The sequence below is a fragment of the Singulisphaera acidiphila DSM 18658 genome (genome assembly GCF_000242455.2).
In the GTDB taxonomy this organism is placed as follows: domain Bacteria; phylum Planctomycetota; class Planctomycetia; order Isosphaerales; family Isosphaeraceae; genus Singulisphaera; species Singulisphaera acidiphila.
The window spans coordinates 8487233-8500006 of the sequence record NC_019892.1 but is presented as its reverse complement, the minus strand read 5'-3'; the positions used below and the strand labels follow the sequence as shown (position 1 = coordinate 8500006).

At 64.6% G+C, this 12774-nt stretch carries 9 protein-coding genes; 4 read left to right on the top strand and 5 right to left on the bottom strand.

Annotated features, from left to right (window positions below):
• The first annotated feature begins 12 nt into the window (after window positions 1-12).
• Window positions 13-1323: a DUF1501 domain-containing protein gene (locus SINAC_RS33030; protein WP_015249888.1), complete on the top strand. Its 1311-nt coding sequence runs from the start codon at window positions 13-15 to the stop codon at window positions 1321-1323.
• A 53-nt stretch (window positions 1324-1376) separates the two neighbouring features.
• On the opposite strand, the gene SINAC_RS33025 is transcribed toward SINAC_RS33030, so the two are convergent.
• The 3 genes from SINAC_RS33025 to SINAC_RS33015 all read right to left on the bottom strand — a co-directional run bounded on the left by SINAC_RS33025 (window position 1377) and on the right by SINAC_RS33015 (window position 4627).
• Entirely contained in the window at window positions 1377-2495 is a 1119-nt protein-coding gene (locus tag SINAC_RS33025) for an MBL fold metallo-hydrolase (RefSeq protein ID WP_015249887.1), read from the bottom strand.
• Window positions 2492-2737, bottom strand: a complete 246-nt coding sequence (locus tag SINAC_RS33020) for a DUF3006 domain-containing protein (protein ID WP_015249886.1) — start codon at window positions 2735-2737, stop codon at window positions 2492-2494. The genes SINAC_RS33025 and SINAC_RS33020 overlap by 4 nt, the downstream gene beginning before the upstream one ends.
• A gap of 177 nt (window positions 2738-2914) precedes the next feature.
• The gene (locus SINAC_RS33015; RefSeq protein WP_154673741.1) at window positions 2915-4627 is read right to left on the bottom strand and encodes a hypothetical protein; all 1713 of its coding nucleotides are present in this window, start codon (window positions 4625-4627) and stop codon (window positions 2915-2917) included.
• 464 nt (window positions 4628-5091) lie between these two features.
• Here SINAC_RS33015 and SINAC_RS33010 point away from each other — a divergent pair, with 464 nt between their 5' ends.
• Window positions 5092-5373 carry a hypothetical protein gene (locus SINAC_RS33010; RefSeq protein WP_015249884.1) on the top strand — a complete coding sequence of 94 codons (282 nt, stop codon included), beginning with the start codon at window positions 5092-5094 and terminating at the stop codon, window positions 5371-5373.
• A gap of 53 nt (window positions 5374-5426) precedes the next feature.
• Window positions 5427-8225, top strand: a complete 2799-nt coding sequence (locus SINAC_RS33005; RefSeq protein ID WP_015249883.1) for a hypothetical protein — start codon at window positions 5427-5429, stop codon at window positions 8223-8225.
• Window positions 8226-8550: 325 nt separating this feature from the next.
• Here the strand turns inward: SINAC_RS33005 and SINAC_RS33000 are convergent, their stop codons facing one another.
• Complete coding sequence (locus SINAC_RS33000; RefSeq protein WP_015249882.1) at window positions 8551-11304, bottom strand: glycoside hydrolase family 15 protein; 2754 nt, start codon at window positions 11302-11304, stop codon at window positions 8551-8553.
• A gap of 229 nt (window positions 11305-11533) precedes the next feature.
• Here SINAC_RS33000 and SINAC_RS32995 point away from each other — a divergent pair, with 229 nt between their 5' ends.
• Entirely contained in the window at window positions 11534-12427 is an 894-nt protein-coding gene (locus SINAC_RS32995; RefSeq protein WP_015249881.1) for a sugar phosphate isomerase/epimerase family protein, read from the top strand.
• A 28-nt stretch (window positions 12428-12455) separates the two neighbouring features.
• On the opposite strand, the gene csrA is transcribed toward SINAC_RS32995, so the two are convergent.
• On the bottom strand, window positions 12456-12656 hold the full coding sequence (gene csrA, locus SINAC_RS32990) for a carbon storage regulator CsrA (protein ID WP_015249880.1): 201 nt from the start codon (window positions 12654-12656) through the stop codon (window positions 12456-12458).
• Window positions 12657-12774: the final 118 nt, after the last annotated feature.

The window sequence follows — 12774 nt, the reverse complement described above, 5'->3', positions numbered from 1 at the left end:
GTTGGAGTTCGCATGGGACATCGGAATGGCTCCGTTCCCGGACATGCTCACCGGTCGCGACTGGACGAAAGCCTGGTTTTTCCGGGGCGCCGGGACCTCTTGAAGTTTGCCGGGTTGGCGGGGCTGAGTTGGTTGACTCCGGTCGGCCACCTCCTGGCTTCGCAGGCGGAGACGCGTCGGGAGCCGGCGCAGTCGGTGATCCTGATCTGGCTGGCCGGCGGACCGAGCCAACTCGAGACGTTCGACCCGCATCCGGGCAAGCCGATTGCCGCAGGGACCCGGGCGATCGCGACGGCCGTCAAGGGGGTACAGCTCGCCCAGGGCTATGAACGGCTGGCCGAGGTGATGACGTCGGTGTCGCTGGTCCGGTCGCTGGTCAGCCAGGAGGGGGATCACGAGCGCGGAACCTACTTCATGAAGAACGGGTATCGGCCGGACCCGACCGTCGAGCATCCATCGATCGGCGCTATCTGCTGCCACGAGCTCCCCATGGGGGGGACGGGCATTCCCCGGCACATCTCGATCCTGCCGGGCCAGTGGCCGGCGCGGGGCGGGTTCCTGGGGGGAGAATTCGACGCCTTCAAAACGGGCGACCCGCTCCGACCGTTGCCTGACGTGACCTCGCACGTCGCGCCTTCGCGTGACGCCCAGCGCGTGATCGACCTCGAGGTTGTCGAGCGTGCGTTCCGCCGGGGACGGCGAAGCCCGGTCGCGGCGACCTTGCATCGCGAGACGATCGAGCGCGCCCGCGTGATGATGACGTCGGCCCAATTGAAAGCGTTCGACGTGAAGCAGGAACCCGCCGCGATTCGCGAGAGCTATGGTGATACCCCGTTCGGCCGGGCCTGTCTGGCGGCCCGCCGCCTCACCGAGGTCGGGGTCCGTTGCATTGAAGTCACGCTGGATGGGTGGGACACTCACGTCAACAACCACGCGACCCACCGCAAGCTAGCGGGGACTCTCGATCCAGCTCTCAGCGCCTTGATTCGCGATCTGAAGCAACGGGGAACCCTCGACAAGACGGTGGTTCTCTGTACCGGGGAGTTCGGCCGGTCTCCCAAGGTCAACCTGGCCGGAGGCCGGGACCACTGGCCGAACGGATTCAGCCTGGCCATCGCCGGGGGCGGGATCCGTGGCGGGCTCGTGATTGGCGAGACCGATCCCGAGGGGGTTAAGAACCCGACGAAACCGACAGCGGTCGCCGACATTCATGCCACGATTCTGAAGGCGGTCGGGCTCGAGCCTCATAAGGAGAACGTCTCTCCGGTCGGTCGGCCGATCTCGCTGAGTCAGGGGACGTCGATCGGGGCTCTTTTGTCCTGATCCATCCCCCCGGGGTGAGGCGCTTCCGACGAAGCGAGCGTGTCGCCCCGGCTTCATCGCGCCCGGATGTACGGGCGGATTTCCGTGAGCCGCTTCTCCCCGATCCCTTCGACGCGGACCAGGTCGTCGACCGTTCGGTACGGCCTCCCCTTGATGATCCGATCGGCGATGACTTGACCGACTCCGGGGATTTTCCTGAGCTGGGTCTTGCTGGCCTTGTTGATGTTGATCAGACCCGAGGAAGGCTTGGGGGGGGAGCGTCGATCTCCCCGGGACCGGTCGCTCTTGCGCTGGTCGAAAATGGGCCAGCCGGTCGAAACCTCTGGGTGGGTGAAGACCTGCCAGTGGAGGCCGTCGCTCCGGATCGTCACCGTTCCGTCGCGGTCGGTGCGGAGCAGGGGAATCTGGGATCGGGCCAGGAGTTCCACGATCTCGGGGTGGGGATGGCGGTATTCGTTGTCTTTCCCCATGCTGGCCACGGCGACTTGGGGGCGGACCAGATCGAGCCAACGTGCGTCGGTTCCGTTGCGGCTGCCGTGATGGGCCAGTTTCAGCACGGTGGCGTCGGCGCAAAGGTTGGGGGCCATGCGTTCCCACCACCGTCGCTCTCGCGTTTGGGCGTCGCCCGGAAGAAGGACTGAGAAACTCCCGTACTCGACCCGGATGCCGATGCTGTTATTGTTCTCTTCTTTGGGGTCATTCGGGGCTTGGGGAAAGATTGTGAGGACGACCGTACCGAGCTCAATCTTTCGAGGCGCCTGCAATGGACCGATCGCCTGAATGCCCCGATCGCGCACAAGTCGGAGCAGTCTCAGGTAAGGCTCGCTCGTGTGCGAGGACGACGAGGCCAGGAAAACTCGAGGGTGGTAGGCGCGGATGACCTTTTCCATGCCGCCATAGTGATCGGCATGGTGGTGGCTGACGACGACGAGGTCGAGCGTGCTAATGCCTTGTTGTTCGAGCGTTGACACGATGTTGGAAGAAGATTGGCCCGCGTCGATCAGGGCCGTTTTTCCCTCGGGGGACCGGACCAAAATCGCGTCGCCCTGGCCGACGTCGAGGATCGAGACGGTGACCGCCCCCGGCATGGCGTGAGGGGGTGCCGGAGGGGCGCAGGACGCGAGCGGAATGCAGAGGCAGAGGGAGACGATGAAGCTTGAGAGACCTCTCATAGCTTGATGTCCCCCCCGGGGTCGGTGGCCTTGAGCTCCGCCTGGATTGCCCGGGTCTCGTCGGCCAGGCGCCGAGTGGCCTGGATGTCGCGTGTGAGCGAGAGCGACAACACGTCGCCGGGGCGGGCCGCCTTGGGGAGGAACCGTTTCGGGAGATTGATCGACGTGCCGTCGTCGGCCAGGAGCACGGCGATTTCTTTCCTCTCCCCTTCCAGGCGGTCAAACGACAGGCGGGTCTTCATGTCGAGATCCTCCCGGTCGAGTGGTGGCTCACGCTGTTGACTCAATGGTACTTCACCCGAGGGGAGGGAGGCGAAGGCTTTGGGGAAGACGCGGATTTGCGATTGATGATTCGAGCCGAACCGGCCGTCGGAACGCGGGGGTCCTCGGCCGATCCGGCCACTTTGGGGTCATAGAAATCAGTGGGGAGATTGGCTGGCAACCTTGGCGGAACGCAGCAGAGGAGAGGAGATTTTCGTGTCTTTCAGGGCTGAATCCAGGTCCTGGTTCTTATGACCAGGCTTGGCTTTGGCATGGGAACGGGCCTGATTCTCTGCACAGCTCGGGCACGAGATCGTCCGGTTGGCCGGGCCGGTGGCCCAGTGGTCGGATTCCTTCTGCTTTCTCAGAATCTCGCAGGCGGGGCAGTCGGAATTTGCCGCCACCGTGGGGGACGGGGTGGCAAGGGGGAGGGGGGGCGGCAACTCGGCCGACGTCCCGAAAACGCTCGGGTCTACCTGGAGCGGAGGCAGCGGAACCAGGTCCAACTCCGGCCCACCGGCTTGCTCGCCCGACGGTGCGGCCGCCTGTCCTGGCAGCGGAATCTTCGTTTCTTCGAAGGCACCGCTCAAGTCGCCGGTTTCCGGTTGGGGATCCGGCTCGGAAGGAGTCGGTGGCGGAGTGTTCGCGTCCTCGAACGGGGTGCCGGGACTCTCCACTTTCGTCTCTTTGGTTCGGACGGCCGGCTCGGTCGCGATTGCGGCGAGGGGTGGAAGCTGCTCTGGCGTCTCGACCGGCGGCGGCGTCTGGCTCGGGTTCTCAGGCAAGGGGGCCGGCTGCTCGGTCGGAGCCGTCGGCTTGCTTGGCGTCTCGGGGAGTGCAAGGGGATCCGCCAGCAGGTCGGTCGCCATTGCGGGCTGGCTCGGCGGTTCCGTCAGAGCAGGAGACTCGGCCGGCAACTCAGCGAGTGTTGCGGGCTGGCTCGGTGGTTCCGCCAGAGCAGGAGGTTGTGCGGGGATCTCGGCCGTTTTCGGCGGTTCCATCGAGATCTCAGCCGGTATCGTTGGTTCCGTCGTCGTCTTCGGCTGCGTGGGCGGCGGAGCCACGACCTCAGCCGGTGCGGTGGCGGGAGGACTCGAGACTTTCGCCACCGTCGGCGTCTTGGACCCTGGCTTGGCGGAGTTGGCGGGCGCGATCGGCAGGCCGATCCCCGTGTGTTTGCTTGCGGCTTCGAGGTCGGGGAAATAGGTCGGGTCGCTTTGCCTCGGCGGAGCGATCTTGGTCAGACCGCAGGCGGAGACCAGATCCATCGGGCCTTGCGTGGAGGAGGCGGCCTCTGTTGGATTTTTGGGAGTGAAAAGGCGCACCTGGGGCGGCGGGATCTGAGTGGCCTTGGGGGACGTCGCGGGACCTCGATTTTGCTGCCGAGCGTGTGTCTGTGGCGGGGCGAAGAGGGCCGTCTGCCGCGTCTCCTGCCCCTCGTGCGGATTTGCCGGAGCGATCGCTGATTCTTGGCCAGCTACGAGTTGTCCGCCCGGCAAGACACTTTCGCCGTGCGAAGGCACAGGGGCGGTCGACTTGGCCAGATGAGGGCCATAGGATTTCGAGTCGCGGTAGCTCGCCAGGAAAAGATCTTCAATGCTCGATCCGTAGCTTGCGTCCGCCCTGAGCGCGACCGGCCCGATTGCATCCGGTTTCCGGCCGGCCGAGGCTCCGGTTGCCTTTGCTGTTGTCGATGCCGAGTAAGGGATCGGAGCCGGGCCCAGCAGCGCCCCATTGGAACCGGCCGGTAGGCGGAGCATGCTCTGCCCGCAACCCAAGTTGGAACCCAGGGTCAGGAAGCCGAGGACGGCGAGTCGCTTGCAGCGGCTACGGTGCCGCTCCGGCCTGTCGTCGTGACGTTTCTTGATCATCGTCATTGCTCGACTTCCCCAGACGTCCCGTCCAGCTCTGATACCATGAAGTCCGCCTTGGCAGAGGAGTTGTAATCTGACGACCACACCTCTCGGCCTAGGGGTGGTATCGGTTTTATGGGTTGCAGGGGTTGAGTTGATCCGCGCGAAAATCACTTGTTTGTACGAATGTGTCGGGCCGTTTGCTTCGGGCCGACAGTGGTGATCTCGCCCGGAGCTTCATGGAAGTTGCGATGAGGTGATGGGACCACGATCGGAACGTTCTGGTTTGGGGCTCGCCTCTGAATCCCCTGGTGGGCAAAATGATTTGACCGCACACAATGGCTTCGCTTGCAGCGTAGGGAGCGGGCCGCTACGATCATGAAGCGATCGGCCCTCAATTTCTTCGGAGCGAGGCTGAACGTTGAACCGGCTTGGCGCTGGGCCTCCGGTTCACGGAAGCGAAAAGGGAACGGACGCGTGCGATGGAAAAGACGACGTTCCACTATCAACCGATGTGCTCGGCTCCCCATTGCGACGCCGCTGCCGTCTACAAGGTGGCGGCCCCCTGGAGTAACGGCAAGAGCCGGGAGTTGAAGAACTATGGCTTGGCCTGCGAGGCGCATCGCGACTCGCAGCTCGCGCTGGCGCAACTGCATCGCCAGGGGCTGAAACTCGCCGAGGGAGAAACCATCGGGCCGGTCGGTCTCTATGAACTGGCCGCGGGCAAGCGCGACGCGGAATTGGCCCGACTCCCCGACCACTAGGATTTGGGCGTGAGGCCCGCCTTCGCTTTCTCCAAGGGACGGAACCCTTTATCATGCCAAGCAGGCTTCGGATCGCGGCTCAATGGGCCTGTCGGGCGGGGACCGCGATGGTCGCGCTGGTCATTTCCGCCGACGCAATCGCCGGCGAGATCCCCGGCGCAACGCGAATCCACAACCTCTTTGCCCAATTTGAGCTTCCCGACAATTGGGAAACTCGATTCTGGGCCGATCCGAACGTCAAGTTGCTGCTGACGCTTGACACCAAGGCGCTGGCGGAACTCGTCCCCGTACAGGCGGGCGTTCGCCATTGTCGATGCCCCGCTTGTGACGCCACCGAGGCCAGCAACTCGTTGACCTGGTCGGTCACGAATCCGAAAGTGCTGACGTGCCGCAACTGCCAGGCGACGGTGCCGAACGAGACCTATCCCGCGAAGGACGAGAAAGAGAAGAAAGTCCCCGAAGACGTGGTGCAAGTCTTGCACGGGGTCACGCACCAATACCCCTACCACGCCGTGGAGCCCGGTAAGCAGCGCTTCCCCGACGAGAAGCTCTACCTGGCGGCCAAACGCGACTACGAAGCCCGCGAATTCCTCGCGAAAGCCGCCCTCTATGCGGCGGTTCGCCACCACGAGCAACCGGCAGGGTCGAAAGATCCTGCGCTCGCCCGCTTGGCCTCAGTGCTGATCCTCCGGTTTGCCCAGGTCTATCCCGCCTATGCGACCCATTTTGATCAGCCGCATTCTCCCAAAGTCTTTCAACAGGCCAATTTGCCGCCCCCCTATCGGCGCGGTTACCAGACGGGAAAATGGGACTGGACGGCCAGCCTCGACGTTCCTTTGAACCTCCTGATCGCCTACGCCCTGATTCGCGACCAGCCCGCACTCCTCGAAGCAGGGCGGAGCCTGAATGATGATCATCCGGCGCGGACCATCGAGCGCGACCTCTTCCGGGCCTCGGCCGAGTTCGTCCGGCTTCAGCGCGAGGAGTACAGCGAGGTCTCGCTCCACGCCTATCGCGGACTCCTGGCCGCCGGCCGGCTTCTGGACGATCCGCAGTTGGTCGGTGAGGCGATCAGGCGGCTCGACGGCTTTTCCGAACGGGGCTTCTACTATGATGGGTTCTGGCGTCAAGGTGATGCGGCGGCCCATCGCCGGATCTTGAGTGTGTTCGACGGTTGGATTGATCGTTTGCTGGCAGGATATCCCGAGGCTCCTCGGCCACTTGAACTCACGAGCGAGCTCAAATCCGCGCCGGCGCGGGACCTCGGGGCCTTGCCGATGCTCGCCCTGGCTCGCCGCGCCGGCTCGGCGGCGCTGAGCGATTCGCGGGTTCCCGAGATCCAGCAAGTGTCCTGGCCGGCGGCGGTCGTGGCGCCGGGAACGCGCCGGCCCTCGCTCCTGGGGGGTGTTGGTCTCGCGAGGCTCGCCATTGGAGAGAAGGGGGGATCGCTCGACCTCGAGGTTCGCGGTCAGGACAACATCGGTGCTCCTCACTTTCAGCGCCAGGCGTTGCGCCTGGCGGTCGGCGGTCAGCTCATCCTCGGCGACCTCGACGAGCAGCCGCCCACGGTGACCGGCTGGGACCGAGCGACGGTAAGCCATAACACGGTCGTCGTCGACGGCCTGAATCAGCGCGAGTCCTTGGGCAAAGCTTCGGAACCGGCGCTCGGGGGGGACTTCCTCTTCTTTGCGGCAGACCCGGACTTCCAGGTCCTCAGCCTCGACGATCCGCGTGCCTATCCGCAGTCGACCACCCGTTATCGCCAGACCCTCGTGGCGGCTTCGGGGGCACAGAGCAGCTACGCCCTCTCCGTGTTCGAGGTTCACGGTGGGCTCCAGCACGATCAGCTCTACCATGCGGCGTCTGGCTCACGCGCCCGCTGGCAGCTTTCGGTTGCGATGGGCCCCGGACCGGCCACTCTCCTTCCCGAATCGATCCCGTACGTGCCGACTGCACGGGCCGAGGATGGGCGTTGGTTCGTCCAGGCGTACGGTGAGTTCGCGCCGTTGGCTCAGGTTCGCCTGATCCGCCCGGCGATGGCCTGGCTCGGTTCTCCTGGATCGCCAGGGGTTCGTCTCCACTTGTTGGGCCCGACTCCGATCGAGCTCATCACGGCGAACAGTCCCGACCCAGCCACCGGTTCAGCCCGTACGGATGCCGAGGATTCCGGTCGCGCTGGGCTGTTGCTTCGCCACCGGTCCCCGGATGGCTCGACCTTGAAGACGACCTTTGTCACGGTGTTTGAGCCCACCGGATCATCGGTCGTTCCCCTCACCAGGGTCGGCCGGGTCGCCTCCTCGCCGGAGACGGTCGTCGTCTATATCGAATCGCCCGGCGGCGGCGAGCACGTGGTCGTCAACCTCGCCCCCGGGACCACGCAGAGCGTCAACCTGGCTGACGGTCGAGCGCTCAGGACCGATGGTCTGGTCGTTCGGGTCTCCAGCCGTGGCCTGGTGCTGGCGGGGGGGACGTTCGCCGAGTCGGCCGGCCTGCGGGTCGAGCAGCAACCATCGACCGGGTCGATCACGGGCGTCGTCCGTCAGGCCTCAGCCGCGGGGCGTGGCTGGTTCGAGTCCGACCAGACCCTGCGGGACGATGGCAATATGGCGGGCCGCACCGTCCTGATTCGTCACGGCAATGATGTGACGCGAGCCTGGACCTTGCAGCGTGTTGAAAATATGAACCGTGGCTCGAGACTTTACGTTCTTGAGGAACCTGGATTCACGCTCGATAAGAAGTCGTCGGCCGAGGCGAGTTACTACCAGTTTCCCCGCATTTCGGCTCCCGGCCCGCATCAATTCCGGGTCTCGAAGATTACCCGCATACAGCCCCCAAAGACGTCACCCGATTAATCCGTGATATTTTGGATCTGCCGTGTTGACATTCACGGCAGAACGGGTATTTTTAGCGATGTCGGTCGTGCAAGCAATACCCAATCACGCCTCTCCGATCGACCGAGGCATCGGCTTCGATTATTCGGCCTCTTCTCTGTTCCAGCCCTATCGACCTGTTTTAATACAGATCGATAGGGTTTTTGTTTTCATGGAACACACGTCGATTGCACCAAACGTGAACCTGGTTTGAACCGACGATTGGAATCGTCGGCGGCCACGAGTTCATCGCTTTTGGCGCTCGAGGGGCAACTTTGCTTTGGGGGGGCGAACGGGATCGGCCGTTTTAACCCCAACGCCAGCTCCACGTTGATTGCCCCTCGGGCAATGTGACCGACCAGCTCAGCCGGCTGATCCGCGGATCGTAGGTGGGTGGTGGGCTTTCGGGAGCGGATTGCCAAGGTCCCAGTTCGGTGAGGCCGGGGCAGGTGAGCGCGGCGTGGAACGCGATCGGGTGCTTTAGGTTTACCGTCAGGCTCAGGTGGTGGACCGTCCCTCCGATCGGCCGTTCGAGTCGGAAGGAAACTTCACCGCAAGGGAATGTCTGGGTCAGGCCGAGGTGAGGCCACGAGCTCGGGAGTGCCGGGTCCAGGTCGAGCCGACGTTCGACATGGTTGTAGTCGAGCCGGGCGAACTCGAGCATGGTCTCGACGAGCATGGCATGGAGGCCCCAGACTCCCGAGGCCACCCCTGGTATGTAGCGCGGGGAGTCGTTGGCCCGGATCACGGGCCGGAGCATCAATCCTAAGGGGAGCATCCGGCTGAGCGTTCCGTCGGTCATCGCCAGCGCCCGATTCCAGTGCCGGACCTGGCCGGTCTCTCGGCCGAGCTGGATCAGGTAGCGCGCCGCCCAGAGCGTCGCTAGGCTGGAGAGATCATGGCTGTGCGACTCGCTGGGCGGAACGCTTGCTGTGGGAGCGGTCGCGTCGAGTGACCAACGGGCCAGCGTGTTGGAATCCACGCCCACGGCATTGAGCCGGAGGATCGCCTCGGCGGTTCGGACCACCCGTGGATCCGACGCGGGGAAGAGGCCGAACGGGACGACGAGGCCGAGCACGCTCACGTCCAGGGCTTTCGAACGCTCGATCTGCATCTCGGGGCGATTGGTCCAGAGCCCGCGCAATGTTGAGAGGCGTCGCGCCTCAAGAAATCGACCTGTCTCGGTGTCGATCAGGCCGGGGGCGTCAGCCCGGTCGGGGTCGGAAGTGCCTTGGCCGAGAATGCCGATCTCCCAGATCCGCTCCGCCAGGGTCCGCCAGCGGGTCGCGTGCTCGGGGTGATCGAGGACGTCGGCGAGCCGAGCGGCGGCCCGGAGGCCGGCCACGACGCAACCGTTGGAATAGAGGAAGGCCCCGAACCGATGGTCCCAGAGGCCCGCCGAGCTGATCAGGCTGAGGTCGTCGATCCAGCTCAGGCCGGGGTGTCCCGATGTCCCTGAGCAGACCGTGGCGGCCTGCTCGATCATCGGCCACATGGAAGCGAGGAAGTCGCGATCGGCCGTACGGAGGTAGTACCGTTCCAGGCCCCAAGGGATCATGGCCGTCTGATCGACGGCCGGGGTTTCCCACTCGGGCCCCCCGTCGATCGTGTATTTTTGGAACCAGTAGGAGTACGGTCGGTTTTGTCCCCGGACGTGGGAGAGCCACTCGAAGAGGCCCCGGCCGATCGAAGGGTGGCCGAGCCGCTCCATCGTGTCGGCCGCCCACATGGCGTCGCGCGGCCAGCAGTAGGCGCTCAAGCCACGATCGAAGCCCGAGGCAATCGCTCCCCAGAATGCGTCGGCATGAAGGGCCGAGGCCAAGGCCGATCGGCGCAAACTGACGGCATAGGCGGGTTTGGGGTATTTCAGGCTGGGCAAGACCTCGGTGAATGCATCCCACTCCTGGCAAGTCGTCTGCTCCACCTGGTCGAGGTCGGCGGAGCGAAACCAGGCGAGGGCGGGGCGAAGCCAGTGCTCGAAGGTCCCCGGGTCTCCACGCCATCCGGTGAACGCGCCACTGACCAGCAGGTCGACCGTCACCGTTTCGCCCGCGGGCAGGTCGATTCTCCGGAGCAGGATGGCCTCGTTCGCGCCCGTCGGTTCGCAGTGGACGTCGCCACGGTCGTCGAGCGCCACGGCAAACTCGACTGTCGCGTCGCGGGCGAACTTGCGGTTGGCGTGACCATGGCCGCGATTCGTGGCCAGGAGCGTTCGATCGCCGTCGTGCCAGCTCAGGCCGGGCTCGCCGATGCCCCCGTTGACCTCGGCCTGGATGTACACGCCGAACAACGCGCGGAGCGACTCGGGACCGTCGTTCTTGATCCGGAATCGCTTGAGGTACTGGCCAGGCGATTCTGTTCCCCCGGCCGTTTTGGGAAGGCTCTTGGCCATCGCCACGAAGTCGGTCACGAGTACGCGGATCGGTCCGGTCCGCGAGTTCAGCTCGGTCATTAGGAGGTTCGTGGCGCCGAGGTAGTGCTGAAACGACTCCCACGAGAGCCGCTCGGTGAACCAGTCGAGCCGACGCCCCACGGCCAGCCCCCCCACGATCGCCCGGAAGTGGGAGCGGCTCTGCGGCATATCCCCCTCGGCGGGGCGGACGTCGGAATGGAGGCCGACGGTCGGGAAGTAGACGTCGTAGGTGGAACCTCGTGAATCGACCCGGACTGTCATCATCCGGTTGCCGACCAGCCCCTCGGGGCCCATCGCCACGATCTCGGCCGCTTCGGTCCGGTCGGGCATATTGGGGCGGACGACTGTGTCCTGGGGGGGGCTGTAGACCGTCTCCGACCCTTCTTGCCGCGCGGCCGACCGGTAGTGGAGCCGAACGCCGACCGCTTGAGGCGGCACGGGGACGTGCCAGAGGCTATTCACCCCTTTATTTTCGATCCAGTATGCGGGGAGTGGGCCCAGAGGCGTATCGTCGGCCGAGATTTCGAGCCAGACGACTTGGTTGGCCTCGATCGGGTGCGTACCGATGACGACCGCAGACCACATCCCCGCGCGGACCGGGCCACCATGCCGTCCCTTTGCCGCCGCCTCGATCCAGGTCGCCACCATGTTTGAGATCGCCTCATGCCCCCCGAACCGGCCCCGGACGAAGGACTTTCCACCCGGACGCCCCTGAATCAAGGCGCTTGATTGTGAAGCTTATCGCCAGTTGCGCCAAGGGCCGGGTCCGCTCAGGGCGGGCCTTTGCCGACTTTGCGGGACATTGAGCAGGGGAGTGCCGTACAATCGCAGGGGTCGAAAGGGGATCCGACCGCCACTCCAGTCAAAAGGAGAACATGTGTTTTCGAGTTTCAATGCCAGGGCGTTGGGCCTGACGCTCTCGACCCTGGAAACGATCGAACTGGCTTCGGCGGCCGGCTTCGGCGGGGTCGACTTCCTGATGCGTGAGCTGCGGGCCGAGCAGGTCGATCCGCGCGCAGTGCGGACCCGCCTGGAGGACCTGGGGCTGAAAGCGGGTGCCTGGTCCCTTCCCGTCGACTGGCGAGGCGATGCTGCACGCTTCGCGGAAGACCTGGAGCAACTTTCCCGATACGCCGAAGCCGCCTCGGTGCTCGGTGCCTCACGAACCGGGACCTGGGTGATGCCCGAGACACTTGCCAATGCGGGGCTCGATGGCGATCGGGCCTCGATTCTCGCCTCCACCGCCGAGCTGCACATCGAGCGGCTCGGCGCAATCGCTCGGGTCCTGGCCAATCACGGCGTCAGGCTTGGCCTGGAGGTCATCGGAGTCGAGTCCTTCCGCTCGGGGCGCGGTATTCCCTTCGTCACTCGGCTGGCGGAGCTCGATCTGGAGCTAGGCGCAATCTGGCAGGAGTCGACGAACCTGGGAATCCTGGTCGATGGATTCCACCTCTATGCGGCCAACGAGGAAATTGAGGCGGGGTTTAGGTGGGGGGTGGATCGCATTGTTTGGGTTCACGTTGCCGATTTGCCCGCGTCGTCTCCCTCGGATCGCTCTGCAATCCAGGATCACGATCGGGGACTACCGGGAGAAAACGGAGCCATTGACACCGCCCAGCTTCTGAAGAAGTTGGCGGAGGCTGGCTATTCCGGCCCGGTCACTGCCGAACCAGGGGCAAAATGTCGCTCCATCGCGGGTCGATCCGCCAAGGAAATCGCACGACTCGTTGCGTCGGCCATGAATTCGGTCTGGCCGCAGCCGACACCGTGACCCGCCGCCACGGCGTCATCGACAGGACTCAGCGGTTCAACACCGGTGCCGGCTCGTCGGCAACCGTCTTCATGCTACGGGCCGGCGCGATCTCTTCACGATAGACCGGAACCTCATGCGGAGCTTCAATCCCGATCCGAATCTGGTTGCGGTCAATCTTGACCACTGTGACGACGATGTTGTCACCGATCACGATCTTTTCGCCAAGCTTCCTGCTCAAAACCAGCATGGAAATCTCCCGCTCGTGGTGGAATGCCCGTTGTCGAATCCCTCTTGACGGCCCACGCCGGCTTGAGGCTCTGCCTACGTTATAAAGCATTCCTTGTGCCAAGAGGTATTCGGGAGGC

Coding starts and splice junctions, on each gene's coding strand:
- SINAC_RS33015 (WP_154673741.1), bottom strand. CDS start 4,627: ATGATCAAGAAACGTCACGACGACAGGCCGGAGCGGCACCGTAGCCGC.
- csrA (WP_015249880.1), bottom strand. CDS start 12,656: ATGCTGGTTTTGAGCAGGAAGCTTGGCGAAAAGATCGTGATCGGTGAC.
- SINAC_RS33000 (WP_015249882.1), bottom strand. CDS start 11,304: ATGGTGGCGACCTGGATCGAGGCGGCGGCAAAGGGACGGCATGGTGGC.
- SINAC_RS33005 (WP_015249883.1), top strand. CDS start 5,427: ATGCCAAGCAGGCTTCGGATCGCGGCTCAATGGGCCTGTCGGGCGGGG.
- SINAC_RS33025 (WP_015249887.1), bottom strand. CDS start 2,495: ATGAGAGGTCTCTCAAGCTTCATCGTCTCCCTCTGCCTCTGCATTCCG.
- SINAC_RS33020 (WP_015249886.1), bottom strand. CDS start 2,737: ATGAAGACCCGCCTGTCGTTTGACCGCCTGGAAGGGGAGAGGAAAGAA.
- SINAC_RS33010 (WP_015249884.1), top strand. CDS start 5,092: ATGGAAAAGACGACGTTCCACTATCAACCGATGTGCTCGGCTCCCCAT.
- SINAC_RS33030 (WP_015249888.1), top strand. CDS start 13: ATGGGACATCGGAATGGCTCCGTTCCCGGACATGCTCACCGGTCGCGA.